This window comes from Parabacteroides goldsteinii DSM 19448 = WAL 12034 (assembly GCF_000969835.1).
Taxonomy (GTDB): domain Bacteria; phylum Bacteroidota; class Bacteroidia; order Bacteroidales; family Tannerellaceae; genus Parabacteroides; species Parabacteroides goldsteinii.
This window is the reverse complement of the sequence record NZ_KQ033912.1, coordinates 56990-76161: the sequence shown is the minus strand read 5'-3', so window position 1 is coordinate 76161 and position 19172 is coordinate 56990. Positions and strand designations below refer to the sequence as shown.

Sequence of the window (19172 nt, the reverse complement as noted above, 5' to 3'; positions counted from 1 at the left end):
GTATGAAAATGAAAAAGATATGGATATTTTTATGGATTGTGTGTTGTGCTTTATATAGTAGTTGCAGTTTGCTGGAAGTGGAACCTGTCTCTACAATTACATCACAGTCATTCTGGAAAAACTCCGGAGATGCGAAAGCATATCTGACAGGTATATATAATAAAGTACGCGCGTTAAATAATACTTCTTTATATGGAGAAGACAGGGGAGATGCCTTTAAAGTGGGAGAGATCGGACCTTCCACAAATGCATGGGCTCAAAATCTGCTTGAAAACAATGCCCCTTCTTACCGGGATGCCTATAACATTATACATCATACCAATCTTCTGTTGTACAAGATTGACGGTTTGAGTTTTACAAATGAAGCGGATAAAAACAGAATCAAAGCGGAAACTTATTATTTGCGTGCCCAGACATATTTCTTTTTAGTACGTATATGGGGAGATGTGCCTATTCTGCTGGATCCTGTTCTTTCTGATAAGATCGAACTGAAACCCCGTTCCCCGAAGGAAGAGGTGATGAAACAAATCTTGTCGGATATCGAACAGTCATTATCTTTGTTTCCGGAGGAAGGCTTTGTAAACAAGAACTATTCATCCAAGCCCGCCGCTTATGCTTTGAAAGCGGATGCACTGCTATGGAAAGCTAAAGTGTTGAGTGGAGGGGACTCCGATCTGAATGAAGCGGTTAATGCAATTAACGAAGTGGAGAAGAGTGGTGTGGAACTTCTTCCTGAGTATGCCTCTGTTTTTAATAATGCAAATAAAAGAAATGCGGAGATTATTTTCTCCCTGTATTTTGAACGTTATGAAACGGGCAATCTTTCCATTGCGACGAATACGACATCGAGAACCGATAACTTGTCGATGGCTGTTAATCTGGATGAGGCGGCAACGTCTCCGAATCAGAGTCGCCATGTCTATGCTCCAAGTGAGAAGACCAGGGTGCTTTATTTGAAGTATCCGGGAGATAAACGTTACCAATCAGCTATGATCGATCTTGTTGATAAGGATGGCAACCTGATTTTGACACAGACCAATAAGTTCAGAGGAAAAGTTTATACGGATGACCGTTATTTTGATGATGATTTGATTGTGTATCGTTGGGGTGATTTACTTTTGTTACGTGCAGAAGCAAATGCCGCGTTGAATAAGATACAGGATGCTTTATCTGACCTGAATGCCGTCAGACAGCGTGCCGGCTTGGATAATTATGCTGGTCCGGCCGACAAGGCGAGTGTGGAGAAGGAACTTTGTGATGAACGTCTGAGAGAGCTCTTTATCGAGCAGAAAAGATGGTTCGATCTGGTTCGTTTCCATTCAGGAGGAGCGATTAATATTTATAATGAAGTACCAAATCTGAATGATAAGCCGGACTTTCCGTTATACTGGCCGATCAATTATAATGATATGGTATTGAATGATCAGTTGAAACAAACTGACGGATATGAATCGGATGTACAAAGATAATTCGCAGGAATAATATCTATTGAATTCTAAAATATATGAAGATGAAAAAGGGTTTATTATTGTTTCAGACGTTATTGCTCGGTTCTGTATTGCCTGTAATGGCACAGCAGGTAAAACCAAATTTACCCTGGGTGGATATCTCTTCTGACAGGGGACGCCAGATCGTCCTCTCAGAAGGAACACCTGAGTTGTATAACGGGCATCCTACCACTGTGATGCTCGATGACAATAAAACGATTTATTGTACATGGAGCTTCGATCACGGAGGTGATGCCGGATTACTGGCAGTCAGTAAAGATTCGGGCTTGACCTGGACCAAACAGGCGGTTCCCGAGGACTGGTCGACTATGCGGAACTGTCCGAGTATATACAACCTGAAGGATAAGAAAGGTAAAGAACGCTTATTTGTCTTTTGCGGCCAGCCGGATATGCCTATGACTTACAGTGAAGACGGCGGAAAAAGCTGGAGTCCGGTCAAGAGGTTGGGTAAACCCTGTGTGATGGCTTTTTCCAGTATTATCCAATTGAAAAATGGAGATTATCTGGGGTTATACCATCGTGGACTGAATGACCAGGACCGTCCCCCGTTGACTTTGTGGCAATCGATATCCCATGATGGCGGTCTGACCTGGGAGGAATCGACTTTAGTAGGAGAGATGGAAGGCCGTGCTCCCTGCGAACCTTGCGTGATCCGTTCGGAAGACGGTAAACGTCTGATTTGCATTGCTCGTGAAAATAAGCGTGTCGGAAACTCTTTAATGATGGTATCGACGGATGAAGGACAAACCTGGAGCGCCTTGCAGGAAACGCCCTGGGGACTGACGGGAGACCGGCATGTCATCAAATATGCTCCCGATGGGCGGTTGGTTGCCGTCTTCCGCGATATGGCGCCCGGCAGTCCGACCAAAGGTCATTTTGTAGCCTGGGTAGGACATGAAAAAGACTTGCGTGAAGGAACTTCCGGCCAATATAAGATCAAACTGCTGCATAGTTATGCCGGTTCGGACTGTGGTTATCCGGGGTTAGAAATATTACCGGACGGGACTATTATAGCAATTACTTATATTAAAATGAGTCCGGGAAAAGCGAAACATTCCATTGTGGAAGTCCGTTTCAAATTGGATGAAACAGACGTGAAACTGTAATAAAAGTGGATGTAAGAAAGGGGAGGTGTCAAAATTTTGAACCCTCCCCTTTCCTGACTCTATCACTCAAAAGGCATCAAAACAGCAGATGTAATTAGTAATCTGATAATCATGTTTTTTTATTCAGTGTTAGGGATGAATTTCAATTTACCATATAACGATCTTTAATGATTTTCAGATACTCTTTTGTTAGCTCAGGGCTTGTTGTATCAGTAATAAATAATAATTTAACACATAAGTCTTTATCAAGGATAAAAAAGTATGGCGTTGTTTCTATTTCATACAAAGGATAATCTTCTTTTTGATGAAAGCTTACTACTTTTTTGCCGTAATAATCGTCTTTGAATCGTTGTTCAATATCGGCTGCATATAATATCCGGATTTGATTCAAAATCAGGAAAAACTTCTTTAATGTGAGCAAATACTCCTTCAACACATGGTCGACACATATTCTGATTCAAGCCTATCACCAATTTGGGCCGATCGGTGATGGATAGGGCAGGGATGAGGGTTTTGTTATCAGAGCCTAAATAGATAGTTGAATTACCTATGTTGCATTGTTCGTATTTGAATCTTGTGACAGTTGTTTCTTTGGATACTTCAAACATGATTTCAATGTTTTCCAAGTGTTCTAATTTCTGTTTTGTGCTATTTAATTTATTTTTATACTGTTGATTCAAAAATAACAAACCGATATTGAATAGCAGAAAACCTGCTAGAGTACATTTTAAAACTATTTGTGTTGATTTATTTTTCATTTGAACCAGTATTTAATTAATATCGGATTTTGTTCCATGTCAGCCTGCAATAATTTTTCAAGAATTTCTTTTTGCTTGTCATCCAGCATTTCTTTTGTAATGCGTTTTTCTAAATCAACCCATTGGATAGGCATCAAGGCATATTCGTCTGTAACTATTATTTCTTCCCCACGATAGGAGTTAAACCATACTTTTTCTTTAAAATCAAGGATATATTTTGTTTTTCCGGTAGATTTGTCATGTATTATATTTGCCCTATGATTTTGATCTTTCCAGAAAAGTGATGCGAATATATATTTATTGTTATGTCTCACAGACTGTATCATATAAGAAAATTGATCAAACATTTCTTTTTTGTTTTTAGCGAAATCTCTTTCTGCTTCTTTTGAAAGAACAGCAGTTCTACCATCATTAGTATATTTCCCAAAATTGAATTGAAAAGCGACTTCAAGCCGTTTCTTTCCCAATTTATAAACAACAGGATGGACAGGTCGGAAAAAGAACCAGTTATCCTGATACTGATAAGGAATATTTGAGTAACTACCAAGAGACATATCCTCTTCAAATTCTTCATGTAACAACTTTTGCTTATCAAGATTAAAATAAATAATCTTTTTAGGTTCAAACATCGAATGAGATACATAGATGGTACTATCTAAAGCAGCCAGCGAGTGTGCGACCTTAAAACCTGGATAATCAATTCGTTTTGTTTCGATAAATTTGCCGGATAAATCGTAAACATGTATTCTTCCATAAGGTTCGAGTATTTCCAGATTACCTGAAAAGGAATTTAAAGTGAAATCCTGGATAAATGAATATTCTCCGGCACCTTGTCCCTTTGTGCCTATTTTAAAAAGAAATTTCCCAGTTTTGTCAAATACAAAAATAAGGCATAGAGGTTTGTCCAATGCATAATAACGATCTTGGTGGACAATTATTTTCGTAATGCCCTTAATAAGAACCTCCGAAGATGTTTCCAATGGAATTAATTCTATAGAACGAAAGTAATTGAATAAAGAGGCTTCCTCCGGTTGATCCAAATCAACGAAAATAGCATCACTAGTTTGTGGCTTAGGGGTACACATAGTAAAGCATATCAAAAAAGACAGTATAAATAGTTTCTTCATTTTTTCAATCTGATTAAAAAGTCCAAAAAGAGAAGTCCGGAAAAAATAGCCGGACTTCTTTTGTGTATTATATACAAAAAGAATATGGATTCCCATTTGCCGCACATCGACAAGACCAATTATCCGTGTTTTTATGACATACTTTTCCGTCACAACTACCATGGTCACATGTGATACCATAATCATCGCAATTACAAGTATTAACATCATTACCGCAAATCGAACAAATATCAGTCTCTCCCCTTGCCAGAGCCATTATACTTGTCAAAGACAAATCAATGACAGATTCTTCACTATTGAATGCAAGATTCACATTTATAGCAGCCAAGGCTGCTATTACTACCTCATAATATTCATCTTCGGCTAATGCTTCGATGTTTTTAATGACCAAATTATTGAGGTCGTTGTCTTTTTGTAAATAGAGGTAGCAACTTGCTGTAATTAGGCAAATCACCAGGGGTAGTTTTAGAATAGTTTTTTTCATGACTGATCGTTTTGTTGTTCAACGATGCAAATATAGTCAACCGTTTAAATAATGAATTGGAGGGTTCCGGACTGTACGTGGAAAAGTTGACTAAGAAAGGACTTAGAATTTGTGTCTGTAGTTATAATTGAACTTGATTATATTCGAAAACGGAGCGTACTGCTAAAAAAAACTTTTGGCAAATAGATGCTTAATCCTGTGTATTTGTATTAAATGGATTTGAAATACTCAAAACAGCTTACGTATATATTGCTCTGGATAGGTGTTTTAGAGATGTGTTTAATACATTATTTAACAATTACCTTTTTTGTTCTCGAATTTCTTACCAAATTCAATTTGGTTTAAACAAAAATTCATCTCATTTAAAACGAAAAAAAATTCGTTTTAAATGAGATTTAAGTTTATTGCAGTAAAAAAATATGTTAAATATGCTTTCTCCTTGATAGGGTTGCTCATCTTTTAGTTCCAAATCTTATGTTTTTAGGCATGTTTTTTCTACAGAAGGCCTCTGGTGGTTGGATGAAATGGTTTTTAATAAGTCTTGTAAAATCGGAGATCTGGGAATAAATAGTTACAATATATAGGTGTATTATTTAAAATTGACCTTTTTTCTTCTTTTCTTGGGTCAATATGGTAAAATCGAATGTCCGGAGAATTGCATAAAAATCTCCTTGTAAGATCCTGGGGCGTTATATCCGGGTAATTAAGTACTTAAATTATCATTTTGATATTTTGATATGATAATCTTAACAACTGTGGCAGATAATTTGTTTTATATACAAATGACCGGAGGTCATGACTGTAAACAGGATGTTGAATGTTATATTATAAACAAATATGAGCTTGAAAGAGTCGTACTGGAAATATTCCCTGATCACTATCATTCTGGTAATGGGAATCATACTTTTTATCGAATTTACTCCGTTTCTGGGAGGAATACTCGGTGCATGTACCATTTATATATTATTGCGAAAGCAACTGCAGTACCTGACAGAGAAGAGACATTGGAACCGTAGCCTGGTTGCCATATTGCTATTACTTGAAACCATCTTGTGTTTTCTGATACCATTGTCTCTGGCTGTCTGGTTGTTCGTTAATAAACTTCAGAATATAAACCTGAACCCATCCGAACTGATCAGTTCTTTTGAGCATATCGCTGACCTGGTCAGGGAGAAGACCGGCTTTGATGTATTGGAAAAAGATAATATCTCATCTATTGTCTCTGTCCTGCCTAAGATCGGACAGGCCCTGATGGGAGGTATCAGCGGTTTTGCAGTGAATGTGGCAGTTCTGGTTCTTATCCTTTATTTTATGCTGATCGGAGGGAGTAAGATGGAAACATACATTTATGAAATCCTGCCCTTCAGCAAAGAAAATAAACGCGAAGTACTGAAAGAGATCAATATGATCGTTACCTCCAATGCGATCGGTATCCCTCTGCTGGCAATCATCCAGGGTGTTATCGCGATGATCGGATATTGGGTGTTTAATGCGCCTAGCCCGTTTTTATTCGGTTTTCTGACCTGTTTTGCGACTATTATTCCAGTTGTGGGAACTGCTTTGGTGTGGCTGCCTCTTGCCGTTTACATGGCTTTGACCGGCGATTGGGTAAATGCGCTGGCTTTGACAGCCTATGCACTGATCGTTATCACTAACGTGGATAACCTGATTCGTTTTATCTTACAGAAAAAAATGGCGGATACCCATCCGCTGATCACGATTTTCGGAGTAATAATCGGTTTGTCCCTGTTTGGTTTTATGGGAATTATATTCGGTCCGCTCCTGATCTCTGTCTTTATACTTTGCTTTTCGATGTTCAAAAAAGAGTATTTGGATAAATAAAGGGGAATGACCCCGTTCAATAACTGAACGGAGTCATTTTTGCATATGCTTTATAGTCTTTGATCATTCCGGGATAGCCCTCTTCGGCACGCGGCAGGTAACGGAAGCCGGAGACTGTTACATTTTCGCGCAAATCAATGACTACCTGATGCGGGTATTTGGCTCCTCTGGCCGTACTCCAGTAAGTGGATTCCTGCAAGTCGAATATTTTATCGGCGGTAAAATTACCTCCGTAAGTTTCTTCGCTGTCTGCATAAGCGATCTTCCAATGCTGGCGGCTGAGCGGTTTGCCGTTCTCATCCAGCAGATAAAACTCGGCGATGGCAGCGTTGTCTTTTCCATCCTGGGCGTTGAGAGCTTCCAGACAGAAATGACTGGCCTGTACAGGAGCATCGAATTTTACCTCCTGCCAACCGTTTCCTGCCTTTAAAGAACCTTGTCCCACAGGCTTTTCGTTTTTCAGGTTCAGGTTTTGCCCTTCTTTGCGGTTGGTAAGCGGTGCTTCCGGACGCAACATGTCGAGTATCGGTGTTTTCAGGCCTTTGACAGATGCTTTTTCCGGTCCTTTCAGGTCGAGAACGATAATTTCGTTTTCTCCCTTTTTAAGCCAGCAACCCGGCATAAATAATGTTTGCTGAGGGCCGATTTCCCAGAAACGTCCCATGGCTTTTCCGTTTACCCATACCATACCTTTTCCCCAGGTCTGCATATCCAGGAATACATCGCCGGGAGTTTCGAGATTGAAAGTAGCACGGTAATAAGCAGGCGCTTCAACCTTTTTACCCGGTGTATATTTCTTATCTTTTACAAATGAATAGTCTACAGGGAGATTATATACCTGCCAGTCCTTCAGTTCGTCGGATGAGGATTCGGTGATCAGTGCCACTTTGTTCGTGATACCTTTCCGGTCGTGTATCGCCTTGTCGAAATTTACACGTCCCATTGCTTCGATCAGGATATCCAGTCGGGCGCCGGCAGCTGTAGCCGGTAATTTAATCGTGAATTCTCCGCGGCGGCGGTCCAGGCGGCCAATCAGTTTACCGTCGATGAAAACCTGTGCCCAATCATGCACTTCGTCTATTAATAAGGTGGTACCTGCTTTGACTGCCGGCAAGGTGGTACGATACAAGATGCTGCCCCAGCCTTGGTCGAACTGCTCCATCGGTTTGATGTCGCGGCTGGTTTTAGGTTCCGGCAGGTTCTCGAATAACAGAGCCGTCTCTTTCAGTTCAAACTCGGGTATCTCGATCACCGGGAATGCGTCGGGAATTTCGGGTTGTACTTCACCCGGAGCCATATAGTTTGCCATGAATTCGCGTAGTTTGTGATATTTGGGTGTTGCCCAACCTGCTTCGCTGATCGGGGCATCGTAATCGTATGAACTGCACATGGCTGAATAGGCCGGACTGTTTGCGCCTCCCCAATGTCCGAAGGTCGTACCTCCGTGGGTCATATAGAGGGAGAAAGAAATATTGCGGTCCAGCATGTCCCTGAGTCCGGCAATCATTGTTTCCGCATCACGTGTTTCATGTTTCCGTCCCCAATGGTCGAACCAGCCGCTCCAGAACTCGCTACACATTAGCGGGGTGTTCGGACGTACTTCTTTCAGCTTTTTGAATTGTTCGTCGATATTGGCTCCGGTACCGAAATTAACGGTCCATACCAGATCGTCGAGTGCATTGTTCAGGAAGTTGGAACTCCAGTCGCACTGGAACAGGGGAACGTCGGTAAACCCGGCTTCGCGCAGGATATCCCGGTTTTTGGCAATATACGACTTATCGGTCGCATAAGAACCATATTCGTTTTCAACCTGTACCATAATAATATTACCGCCCCGTGTAATCTGCCTGTCGGCCAGTTGTTTGCCGATCTCATTCATATAGATACGTGTACGTTCTATGAAATACGGGTCGTTTGTACGCAGCTGTATATCTTCTTTTTTCAATAACCACCAAGGCAGGCCTCCCATTTCCCATTCGGAACAAACGTACGGGCCGGGACGGAGCATGATATACATACCGTTTTTCTGAGCCAGACGGCAGAATGCAGCAATGTCGTTTTGTCCGCTGAAATCGAACTCGCCCGGTTTCTGTTCATGGATATTCCAAAACGCATAGATGCAAATCGTATTCATGCCCAACGCTTTGCACATCTGGATACGATGTTCCCAATATTCTACGGGGATTCGGGTGTAATGGATTTCGGCGGCCTTTATAATGAAAGGCTTGCCGTTTAGCAGAAATGTTTTGTCACCGATTTCAAAAGTGCCGTTGCTGCCGGACTGATTTTTACATCCGCTCAGTACGCAAATCAACATGACCATCAGGAGTGATACGGTCTTCATAAAGTGATTCATGATAAAAATTAAGTTTATAAATATTTTCCGATGGTAAAAGTAGATAAAAGAAAAGAAAATACAGGTATAATAATCGGTCATATTGAATTAAAATCGGTTCTATTTTACTGAATTTATGTACCTTTGCGGCATAATTCAAGTAAACGTTGAACAAAAATGAAAAAGTTAATGATGATTCCGTTGGTTGCTGTCGGTATGATAACAATGTCGGGATGCAGTCAGTCACCTGTGAAGGAAACTGCAAAAAATGATGCCATCAACCTGGCAAATCTGGACACGACAGTGGCTCCCGGTACAGATTTCTATCAGTACGCTTGCGGAGGCTGGATAAAGAACAATCCTCTGAAGCCGGAATATTCCCGCTTCGGCACATTCGATCAGTTGATTGAGAATAATCAGGAACAATTGCGTACGCTTATCACAGAGCTGGATTCCAAACCCCAGGAAGCCGGAAGCGTTGCTCAGAAGATCAGCATGCTCTATGAAATGGGATTGGATAGTGTAAAACTGAATACGGAAGGGTTGGCTCCCGTCAAGGAACAATTGGATGCAATTAACCGTCTGGGAACGAAAGCGGATGTTGCCAAAATGGTGGCAACCTTGCATAAAGAAGGAATGGCTCCTTTCTTCGCTTTGTTCGTCGATGCCGATGAGAAGAACAGTTCTATGAATATCGTACAGCTGTATCAGGCAGGTCTCGGTATGGGTGACCGCGATTATTATCTGGTGGAAGACGATGCCTCCGTAAAAATGCGCGATGCGTATAAACAATTCATCAACCAGTTGTTCACATTGACCGGTGCTTCTCCTGAGCAGGCCGAAGCTGCTGTCAATGCCGTAATGAAAATAGAAACAGGCATCGCCAAAAGTTCTTTCAGTCGTGAAGACCTGCGCGACAGCCAGAAGAACTATAATAAGATCAAGTTGCAGGAGTTCAAGGCAAACAACAACCCGCTCGACTGGGATGTTTATTTTGAAAGCATGGGCTTGATGGAAATTGAATATCTCGATGCCAAACAACTTCCGTTCTATGAAGCGTTGGGCGAATTCATGAAAAATGTTTCTATCGACGAACAGAAATACTACTTGGCTTTTAACCTCTTGAATGCGGCTGCTCCTTACCTGAGTGATGATTTTGTGGCAGCCGAATTTGACTTTTACGGAAAAGTGATGTCCGGAAAGCTGGAACAGAAACCGCGTTGGAAACGTTCGCTGTCTACAGTGAACAGTGCCTTGGGCGAAGCTGTCGGCCAAATGTATGTGGCTAAATACTTTCCGGCTTCTTCCAAGGAAAAGATGCTTGAGCTGGTAGGAAACCTGCAGAAAGCATTGTCGGAACGTATCGCAGGTCTGGAATGGATGAGCGATGAGACAAAAGCGAAAGCGCAGGAAAAACTGTCTGCTTTTATCGTAAAGATCGGTTACCCTGATAAATGGCGTGACTACAGCGCTTTGGAGATCAAGGATGATTCTTACTGGGCAAATGTGTGCCGTTCGAATATCTTCGATATGGAGTACCAGCTGGAACAAGCAGGTAAACCGGTCGACAAAGCCCGCTGGGGAATGACACCGCAGACTGTAAATGCCTACTACAACCCGACAACAAACGAAATCTGCTTCCCGGCAGCTATCCTTCAGCCTCCTTTCTTTAACCCGGAAGCTGACGATGCCGTTAACTATGGTGCTATCGGTGTGGTGATCGGTCATGAAATGACACACGGGTTCGACGACCAGGGACGTAATTACGATAAAAACGGTAACCTGGCCGACTGGTGGACTCCCGAAGATGCAGCCCTCTTTACGGAACGTGCCGACCGTCTGGTTCAGCAGTACGACAATATTATCGTTGCAGACAGTGTTCATGCGAACGGACGTTATACATTGGGAGAAAACATCGCTGACCAGGGCGGTTTGCTGGTTTCTCACCTGGCTTACCTGAATTCCCTGAAAGGTAAAACTCCGGCTCCGATCGACGGATTCACAAACGAACAACGTTTCTACCTGGGATATGCAACCTTGTGGGGACAAAATATCCGTCCTGAAGAAATCCTGTTGCTGACAAAGATCGACCCGCACTCATTGGGTAAATGGCGTGTAAATGCCGCTTTGCGTAATATCGACACCTTCTATTCGGCATTCGATATTAAAGAAGGCGACCCGATGTACATGCTGCCTGCCGAACGGGTAGTTATCTGGTAATACATAGAATATATAATGTGAAGGAGGTGTAGCAAAACAGGCTTTTGCTACACCTCCTTTTTATATCTCTGAATATCGCTTTTACGCAAAGATGAACTTCAGTATAAACAAGGCTGCCAGTATATACATGGTGATGCTGATATCCTTGTGCTTGCCGCAGAACAGCTTTACCAATACATAGCAGAGCAGTCCCAACACCATCCCGTCGGCAATGGAGTAGGTGAGGATCATCATAATGATGGTGATAAAAGCCGGTAGTGCTTCCGACATATCCTCCATGTCGATTTTGGAGATCGAATCCATCATAAACACGCCGACAAGCACCAGCGCCCCGCTTGTGGCTGCACTGGGAATCAGCAGGAACAACGGCGCAAAAAACAAAGCCAGGATAAACAGCAGTCCGGTTATCAGTGAAGTGAAACCCGAACGTCCTCCTTCCGCAATACCCGAGGCACTCTCCACATACGTCGTTATGGTGGAACTTCCCATCATCGCCCCGATCGTAGTACCTATCGCGTCGGACATCATCGCCTCTTTCACATGCGGGATATGCCCGTCTTCTCCCATGATCCCGGTCTTCGAAGCCAGGCCGACCAATGTCCCTACCGTATCGAATATATTCATAAACAATAAGGTAAAGATCACTACTGCCATATCCAGTGTAAAGAACTCGGAAAAATCGAACTTACAGAATGTCGGTTCCATCGAGTGGGGCATGGAGACAGGAAGAAATCCTTCCGGTATTTCCGTCACCCCCAGCGGGATGCCGATCAGGGTACAGATCAGGATACTGTAGAACAATGCGCCTTTCACCTTTTTGACAATCAGTATGCCGCTTAACAATATCCCGACCATCGCCAGGACCGAAGACGGCGTAAAGGCCCCGAACATCACATAGGTGACAGGGTTGGATTCAATGATCCCCGCATTCTTCAACCCTATGAATGCAATGAACATGCCGATCCCAGCCGATATGGCATACCGCAGGTTCATGGGAATGCTGTTAAGTATGATCTCCCGGATATTCAGAAAAGTAATAAGGATGAATATCACCCCTTCGACAAACATCGCCGTCATCGCCGTCTGCCAGGAATATCCCATGCCCTGTACCAGCGTGAAAGCAAAAAATGCGTTCAGCGCCATGCTAGGTGCCTGTGCGAACGGCAGTTTGGCCATAAAGGCGAGGAGCAGGGTGGCAATTGCGGAAGCCAGAGCCGTGGCCGTAAAAACTGCTCCTTTGTCCATACCGGTAGTTCCCAGGATGGATGGGTTCACAGCCAGGATATAACTCATTGTCAGGAATGTGGTTATACCTGCGATAACTTCCGTACGGATTCTCATGGTTTGTTTATCAAACCCTAAAAGTTTTTGTATCATGCCGGTTTATTTAATCGAATGTCCATTTTACAGCAAGTGTCGGAATAGTATAGAAGCCGTTCCGTCCTCCGAAGTTATGGCTTAACTCCACTTCACTGCCCACACTCAGTTTAAATTTCTCGTCTACGCCTTTTATCTTGTTCAGGTTTACCCATATCTGCGGTTCGGAGAGGAAAATAAAGTTCCCGTGGTCGTTCTTTTCCCGCCACCAGTCGGCAAAGCCACTGAAAGTACACAAGCCGTTCTTGGCAAAATGAAGATACCAGGTGGTTGTCAGCTGGAAATTATTGGGTGTTTTATGCTTCTGGATATATTTGTACATGGCGGTGAAAGTGATTCCCCTGCTGAAATCTTTGCTGTTATAGGTATAGGTGGCACCGCCCAGGTAAGCATTGTTGTAGGAGGCTCCCTTCATCAGTCCGCCGTTATACTCTACGTGGATGGAAAAAGGCGGTTGCCAGAAACTCAGTTCGCGGGCAATCTCCCAGTAAGCCGAAGCGACCCCGCTGCTCTTGTAGTCCATATCCACGAAAAAATAGGTGCTTCCCCATTTATCCGGTTTGAACATTTCCACAGTGGAGGTCAGTGCCGGACGCCCGTCCAGGTCCTTGTCGTACAAGGCGCCTCCGAAATCATAATGTAACTGAACGTTTTGCGCTTTCCCACAGAAAACGGCAAGTAATAGGACTGCTAGGGTAAAAAACTTTCTCATTCTGATCGTTTAAAATATGTATGGAAGCCACAAAGGTATAAAAAAAGCAAGACCTTCAAAAAAGCCCTGCTTTTACACGATTAGATCAGATCTCTGAGCAGCCATGCCAGGTAGCATAAATACACAAGTATAAGCGCCCACCCTTCGGCACGTGAAATCTTTTGTCCGCTTTTCACCAGTGGAAGCAGGAGCAGGGTTAATCCCAGCATAACCAGCAGGTCGACGTAATTGACGTTTTTGGCAGCGATCGGACTTACCACAGAACTGGTTCCCGCTATAGCCAGGATATTGAACAGGTTGGAACCGACAATATTTCCGATCGCAATATCGGGATTCTTTTTGAGGGCCGACACGACCGAGGTGGCCAGTTCCGGCAGGCTTGTTCCGGCGGCAACGATAGTCAGTCCGATGACCGCTTCGCTGACACCCAGTTCCTGGGCGATGGATACGGCATTGTTGACCAGCAGGTTGGAGGCGAAGATCAGGATCACCAGGCCGCCCACGATATACAGGACATCTTTATACCAGGGTTCAGGTTGTTTCTCCAACTCCCCGATCTGTTCTTCCACTTTCTTTTCATGTTTGCGTGAATAGTACAGGCTGAAAACCGTATAAATAATGATGCCCGCTAAAAAGAAACAACCTTCCAGCCTTCCGAGTACCCCGTTCCAGAACAGGAGCGTGAAGACGGCGGTAGCGGCGATCAGTATGGGAATATCCAGGCGGGTAAGCTGGCGTTTGGCCTGTAGCGGTTGGATGGCGGCGGATATACCGAGAATGGTGGCGATATTGAAAATATTGGAACCGATAATGTTCCCCACGGCTATATCGCCCTGCCCGGATAAGGACGCATTCAGGCTGACCACCAATTCCGGGGCACTGGTACCGAATGCAACGATCGTAAGACCGATCACCAGGTTTGATATCTTTGCTTTCAGGGCTATCTCCGTACTACCCTTTACCAGCCAGCCTGCTCCGATGTAGAGAGCAAACAGCGAAAGAACTAATAATGTTACGCTTGTTATCATGGTCGCAAATTTACTAATCTTTTTATTACAATGTCCGGCTTCCTGTTGTCCGGTGGATGTTGCCACCGTAACCAAGTAAACAGCAAGTTATTTTTTAGGCAGAAAAACGCACCTCGGATAACCCCGGATCGCTCCGGAATAACAGCAGGAAGCAACTAGACATTTCAGTTAGGGTTGTTAGGAATATTCGTATTAGTGATTTAATATTCGTATTCTTCCTTAGGCTCTTTGGCTGCCTGTCTCAGTTGTATGCCACGGAGTATGACCATGGCGACTGTTACCAGCCCTAATGCTCCCATTGTTACATCTTTTGTGATAGCGTTTTCAAAATCGGTTGTACCGATCAACACCAAAATGATAAACGACACCATCATGACGGCATCTACCAAATCTTTATTTATCTTCATTTTATTAAACTTTTTAATGGTTACTTTTGTTCAAACATGCTTATTCTTTTTCTTCGATAGCAGTTTCTTCAGCAGAGCCGGTATTGCTCAAACCTTTCATGATGCCATATAATCCATATCCCAGAGCACCCATTACCACCAATAACTTCAGGTAATCGTTAGGAATGATAGAACTACAAGCTAGTACGCAACCAACAACAGTTATAATAACAGAAACATAAATACGTGTTTTATTTGATTTTTTAGTAGACATAATATTTCATTTTTAGTAATTAATAATTAATGACCGGATTGTTTCGAAGCCTTACTTATCAATGTGACAGGCAGTGTCGGCAATCCGAAGAGAACGCATGGCGTTCTTGACAAGGCCTCAGCGAAGCCGGTGTAGCCTTGATCTTTTGATTACTTTTGGATCAAGCCAAAAGTAATTATCAATTACTAAATAATGAGTTTCCGCAGAGCAAACACATGTTCCCCCATGCGGCAAAGAAGGGTAGACAGATTTATGGTTTGACATTCTGATACATTTTCCAGCACTTTCCGTTGTGCATTCATCTCCTTCAGGCGGATATCCTGAAGTACTTTTTCCGCTATTTTCAGCGTGCGCAAATGAAATGTATTATTAGTCGATTGAACCGTTCTGCGTGCAGTCAGACCTTTGCTTTCTTTCAGGTCGGTGCTTAATACGTTCAGGTAATATTGTACATCCGCAGAACCTTTTTCTTTCATGACTGCCTCTTTTTGAGCCACAGCGATGTTGTCGCTTTCAACCTCCTCCTGGGGAGAAAAAAGCAACATGCCGAAAAGCAGAGTCAATATGAACAGAAAATTTTTCATGCTGCAAAGATATACGAATTCCTATTAAAAAAACAAATCATTGTGGTTTTTGTTTATACTTTTGTCCGTTAAAAGTGAACGAGGAAAGATGGAAAGAGAGAAGAGCCTTTTTAAATCATGGGTGGAGGCCGCGCGCCCGAAAACGCTGCCGGCATCGTTAAGTCCTGTGCTGCTGGCATGTGTTTTAGCCTGGTGCGAGGGAGTATTCCGGTTCGTACCGGCCCTTTTGTGTTTTGGAGTAGCTTTGCTGGCACAGATAGCCAGTAACTTTGCCAACGATTATTTTGATTTTAAAAAGGGAGCCGACCGGGAAGACCGCTTAGGGCCCGAGCGTGCCGTCGCTCAGGGATGGATCACTCCGAAAGCCATGCTGAAAGCCACTTTTCTCACCTTGGGCCTGTCGTGTTTCTGCGGATGTATGCTGCTGTTTTATGCCGGGTGGGAGTTGATACCCGTCGGTATTGCCATCGCCCTTTGTGTGTTGGCATACTCCGCTGGGCCTTTTCCGCTGGCCTATAACGGTCTGGGCGATGTCTGCGTGGTTCTGTTTTACGGGATCATCCCGGTATGCTTCACCTATTATATACAGGCGCTGTCCTTTTCCCTGTTATCATTTCTGCTGTCCGTATCGGTCGGATTGCTTTCCACAAATATCCTTGTCGTGAACAATTATCGTGATTATGTGCAGGACAAGGCATCGCATAAGCGGACCACCATCGTCCTTTTCGGGCGCGGTTTCGGCCGGATATTCTACCTGTTGAACGGGGTAGTGGCGCTTTTGCTGGCTATGCCCCTGATGCTGGACGCACCTTGGTGGATACAGTTCCTGTTCGCCGCCTTTTTTGCCCTCTTTTATGCGACCTGGCGGCAACTTTACCGTTTTGAAGGACGCGAACTCAATAAGACCCTGGGTCATACCGCCCGCAATGTCTTTCTCTTCACCCTGCTGTTATCGCTTCTGTTAATCTCGTTAACGACAGGATTATAGCGGAAATATACTGTGTCGTATTTCTTTATTCGAGAATATTCTTATAAATGAAACAAAGCCCTGCGGAGTCCCCGTAGGGCTTTTTGTATGCTTTTGGAGAGGATGATCATGGTGACGGCGATGATAATAAGGAGGATGCCGATGGCCAGATTGAATGTGAACGGTTCGCCGAAGACGAGTACACCTACGAAGACAGCGGTAACGGGTTCCATAGCTCCCAATACGGCAGTCAGCGTACCACCGATATTATGAACAGCCAGTACCAGGGTGATATTTGAAATGACTGTCGGGACAATAGCCAGAAGTATCAGGTTGACTAGCGACATCGTGTCGGGGATCGGCTGTATCCCTTCGTTGGTGCTTGCCTTAATGGAAAACAGGATGGTGCTGACAATGAATACATAGAATGTCAGTTTTCTGCCTGTCATTGTATGCACTCTCGATTTGTTGACGGTAGTAATATAAAGCGCATATCCGACAGCAGACAGGAGTACGATAAATACGCCCAGTACACTTAGCTTCATCTCTCCTTCATTGATCGACAGACGAGCAACCCCGCAGATTGCCAGCCCAATAGCCAACAACGTTACCCACGATGTTTTTTCGCGGAAGAACAATAACATGATAAGTGTAACGAATATCGGATAGGTGAAATGTAATGTCGTGGCTATCCCTGCCGACATGAAATTATATCCCCAGAAAAGAAACATGGCCGAAGCCGTGTAAAAGAACCCCAGCAGGACTAACACCGGTATATCTTTTTTGTCGATACGCAGGGATTCCTTTTTACTAGCCATAATACCCACCAGTGCTATCGAGGCAAACAGAAAACGGTAGAAAAGGATCGAATCAAACTGCATCCCCTTTGCCATCAGCGGCAGGGTGAATAACGGGATCAAACCGAAAGTAGCGGAAGTGGCAATGCCGTATACAAATCCTTTTATGTTACTGTTCATCTTTTTACCTTTTGCTAAAACGGCTGCAAACATACAAAAAAGCCGTGATATTATCAGGTTATATCACGGCTCTTAAATATTATTTCAGATGATTAAACAAGCAATCCAGCTGCCACTTCTTCTGCCACCGCTTCATTTTTGATGGCGGCTACCAGGGCAAGACCGAAGTTTATGACCAGTCCCGGACCTTTTCCGGTTATTATGTTGTCGGATACTTCTACTGCTTCGCCGGTAACGTTGGCACCGATCAGTTTCGGTTCGAAGCCGGGATAACAAGTGGCGTTGCGACCTTTCAGTAAGCCTAGTCCGCCTAAGACCATCGGAGCAGCACAGATAGCGGCAACGATTTTATTGTCGCGGTATTGTTGCAGCAAGGCTTCCTTTACCGCTTCTGAATCGTTCAGGTTGGATGCACCGGGCATGCCTCCAGGGAGGACCAAAGCATCGGCATCTGTCAGGTTTACCTTCTCCAGAGTAGTATCGGCAGTAACCGGAACATTATGTGCTCCCGTTACGACAGGGTTGGCTGTGATGGAAACAGTTGTCACTTCAATACCTCCGCGGCGCAGGATATCGACTGTACCCAGGGCTTCCATTTCTTCGAAACCGTTGGCTAAAAATACAATTGCTTTCTTCATATTACTTCCTTTATTTTAGTTTATACACATAGGTGATCGTACCACTCTGGTTGTTCGCTCCGCTGATGCTGTTGAACTTAGCCCGTTTGGCTGCATCCAGTGCGCTTTTACGCATGGAGGCGTTGTCGATGTTGGTACCTCTTCCTATTTCTGCAAATATCACATTCCCTTTCGGGTCTACCGTGATGTTGATCACGATCTTGCCTTCTTCCTGGATGGTATAAGCGGGACGGGGCAGGCCTCCGGCTCCGATGGAACGGCCGTTCAGGTTGAACGAACCGTAACCGCCTACGCCTTCGTTGGCTCCGTGGTCGGAGTTGCCGAACGGACTTCCCTGGTTACCTGTTCCGGTTTCTGCATCGCCCTGGCTGTTACCTTCTGCACCACCGATACCGAATGCTCCGGCAACACGGTTGCTGATGGCCTGTTCCTTCTTGCGACGTTCTTCTTCCAGACGTTTCTTTTCAGCCTCTTCGCGTTTGCGACGTTCTTCTTCCTCTTTCCGTTTACGCTCTTCTTCTTTCTTTTTTTGCTCTTCCTTCTTCTTGGCATCAGCCATGGCAACACTTTCTTCGATGTCCTGCGTAATGACTTCCTCCTTCGGTGTCTCTACCGGCGGAGTAGGTGGAGGGGGAGGCGTGGTCGTTTCCTGTGGCAGTTCCTGTCCCGTATATTTGGGTTCGAAGGTACCGGCTGCGGAATTGACGTTTCCGAAATTGACAAGGACACCCCCGTCTTCTTCCGGAATCTCCGTCCGTAGTACCGTGAACAACAGGATCAGAAAGATCGCCAGGTGGAAAGCGACTGAACCGGCTATACTGTATATGTCATCTTTGTTGAATTTCATAT

General features: G+C 44.0%; 18 protein-coding genes. 5 read left to right on the top strand and 13 right to left on the bottom strand.

The genetic code is table 11. From position 1 onward, the window contains the following. Positions 1 to 8 precede the first annotated feature (8 nt). Both HMPREF1535_RS00350 and HMPREF1535_RS00345 read left to right on the top strand, forming a co-directional pair. Positions 9 to 1469: a RagB/SusD family nutrient uptake outer membrane protein gene (locus HMPREF1535_RS00350; protein WP_010802485.1), complete on the top strand. Its 1461-nt coding sequence runs from the start codon at positions 9 to 11 to the stop codon at positions 1467 to 1469. Between the two features lie 41 nt (positions 1470 to 1510). Next, complete coding sequence (locus HMPREF1535_RS00345) at positions 1511 to 2614, top strand: sialidase family protein (protein ID WP_007658805.1); 1104 nt, start codon at positions 1511 to 1513, stop codon at positions 2612 to 2614. 353 nt (positions 2615 to 2967) lie between these two features. Here HMPREF1535_RS00345 and HMPREF1535_RS00335 read toward each other — a convergent pair whose 3' ends face one another. From HMPREF1535_RS00335 to HMPREF1535_RS25250, 3 genes are all read right to left on the bottom strand, one after another. Continuing rightward, positions 2968 to 3372 (bottom strand): hypothetical protein, encoded by a 405-nt coding sequence (locus tag HMPREF1535_RS00335; RefSeq protein WP_007658802.1) that lies wholly within the window; start codon positions 3370 to 3372, stop codon positions 2968 to 2970. Next, entirely contained in the window at positions 3369 to 4499 is a 1131-nt protein-coding gene (locus tag HMPREF1535_RS00330; RefSeq protein ID WP_044246761.1) for a 6-bladed beta-propeller, read from the bottom strand. The genes HMPREF1535_RS00335 and HMPREF1535_RS00330 overlap by 4 nt, the downstream gene beginning before the upstream one ends. 67 nt (positions 4500 to 4566) lie before the next feature. Then, the gene (locus tag HMPREF1535_RS25250; RefSeq protein WP_010802488.1) at positions 4567 to 4983 is read right to left on the bottom strand and encodes an NVEALA domain-containing protein; all 417 of its coding nucleotides are present in this window, start codon (positions 4981 to 4983) and stop codon (positions 4567 to 4569) included. A gap of 837 nt (positions 4984 to 5820) precedes the next feature. Here HMPREF1535_RS25250 and HMPREF1535_RS00320 point away from each other — a divergent pair. Continuing rightward, a complete protein-coding gene (locus HMPREF1535_RS00320) occupies positions 5821 to 6825 on the top strand; it encodes an AI-2E family transporter (RefSeq protein ID WP_007658800.1) in 1005 nt (334 codons plus the stop codon). A gap of 16 nt (positions 6826 to 6841) precedes the next feature. On the opposite strand, the gene HMPREF1535_RS00315 is transcribed toward HMPREF1535_RS00320, so the two are convergent. Beyond that, the gene (locus HMPREF1535_RS00315) at positions 6842 to 9181 is read right to left on the bottom strand and encodes a beta-galactosidase (protein WP_046146341.1); all 2340 of its coding nucleotides are present in this window, start codon (positions 9179 to 9181) and stop codon (positions 6842 to 6844) included. Positions 9182 to 9337: 156 nt separating this feature from the next. On the opposite strand from HMPREF1535_RS00315, the gene HMPREF1535_RS00310 reads away from it, so the two are divergent. Continuing rightward, a complete protein-coding gene (locus HMPREF1535_RS00310) occupies positions 9338 to 11380 on the top strand; it encodes a M13 family metallopeptidase (protein ID WP_007658795.1) in 2043 nt (680 codons plus the stop codon). A gap of 81 nt (positions 11381 to 11461) precedes the next feature. On the opposite strand, the gene HMPREF1535_RS00305 is transcribed toward HMPREF1535_RS00310, so the two are convergent. The 6 genes from HMPREF1535_RS00305 to HMPREF1535_RS00280 all read right to left on the bottom strand — a co-directional run bounded on the left by HMPREF1535_RS00305 (position 11462) and on the right by HMPREF1535_RS00280 (position 15741). After that, the gene (locus HMPREF1535_RS00305) at positions 11462 to 12757 is read right to left on the bottom strand and encodes an NCS2 family permease (RefSeq protein WP_007658794.1); all 1296 of its coding nucleotides are present in this window, start codon (positions 12755 to 12757) and stop codon (positions 11462 to 11464) included. A 10-nt stretch (positions 12758 to 12767) separates the two neighbouring features. After that, entirely contained in the window at positions 12768 to 13469 is a 702-nt protein-coding gene (locus HMPREF1535_RS00300) for a nucleoside-specific channel-forming Tsx family protein (RefSeq protein WP_007658793.1), read from the bottom strand. A gap of 80 nt (positions 13470 to 13549) precedes the next feature. Beyond that, on the bottom strand, positions 13550 to 14497 hold the full coding sequence (locus HMPREF1535_RS00295) for a calcium/sodium antiporter (RefSeq protein ID WP_046146340.1): 948 nt from the start codon (positions 14495 to 14497) through the stop codon (positions 13550 to 13552). Between the two features lie 200 nt (positions 14498 to 14697). Then, positions 14698 to 14904 carry a hypothetical protein gene (locus HMPREF1535_RS00290; protein ID WP_010802493.1) on the bottom strand — a complete coding sequence of 69 codons (207 nt, stop codon included), beginning with the start codon at positions 14902 to 14904 and terminating at the stop codon, positions 14698 to 14700. Between the two features lie 40 nt (positions 14905 to 14944). Next, entirely contained in the window at positions 14945 to 15157 is a 213-nt protein-coding gene (locus HMPREF1535_RS00285) for a hypothetical protein (RefSeq protein ID WP_007658790.1), read from the bottom strand. A 185-nt stretch (positions 15158 to 15342) separates the two neighbouring features. Then, positions 15343 to 15741: a hypothetical protein gene (locus HMPREF1535_RS00280; RefSeq protein WP_007658789.1), complete on the bottom strand. Its 399-nt coding sequence runs from the start codon at positions 15739 to 15741 to the stop codon at positions 15343 to 15345. 88 nt (positions 15742 to 15829) lie between these two features. On the opposite strand from HMPREF1535_RS00280, the gene HMPREF1535_RS00275 reads away from it, so the two are divergent. Further along, positions 15830 to 16729: a 1,4-dihydroxy-2-naphthoate polyprenyltransferase gene (locus HMPREF1535_RS00275; protein WP_046146339.1), complete on the top strand. Its 900-nt coding sequence runs from the start codon at positions 15830 to 15832 to the stop codon at positions 16727 to 16729. A 41-nt stretch (positions 16730 to 16770) separates the two neighbouring features. On the opposite strand, the gene HMPREF1535_RS00270 is transcribed toward HMPREF1535_RS00275, so the two are convergent. From HMPREF1535_RS00270 to HMPREF1535_RS00260, 3 genes are all read right to left on the bottom strand, one after another. Next, on the bottom strand, positions 16771 to 17685 hold the full coding sequence (locus HMPREF1535_RS00270; RefSeq protein ID WP_046146338.1) for a DMT family transporter: 915 nt from the start codon (positions 17683 to 17685) through the stop codon (positions 16771 to 16773). Between the two features lie 92 nt (positions 17686 to 17777). Beyond that, on the bottom strand, positions 17778 to 18323 hold the full coding sequence (locus tag HMPREF1535_RS00265) for a DJ-1 family glyoxalase III (protein ID WP_046144972.1): 546 nt from the start codon (positions 18321 to 18323) through the stop codon (positions 17778 to 17780). Between the two features lie 10 nt (positions 18324 to 18333). Further along, positions 18334 to 19170: an energy transducer TonB family protein gene (locus tag HMPREF1535_RS00260; protein ID WP_046144971.1), complete on the bottom strand. Its 837-nt coding sequence runs from the start codon at positions 19168 to 19170 to the stop codon at positions 18334 to 18336. Positions 19171 to 19172: the final 2 nt, after the last annotated feature.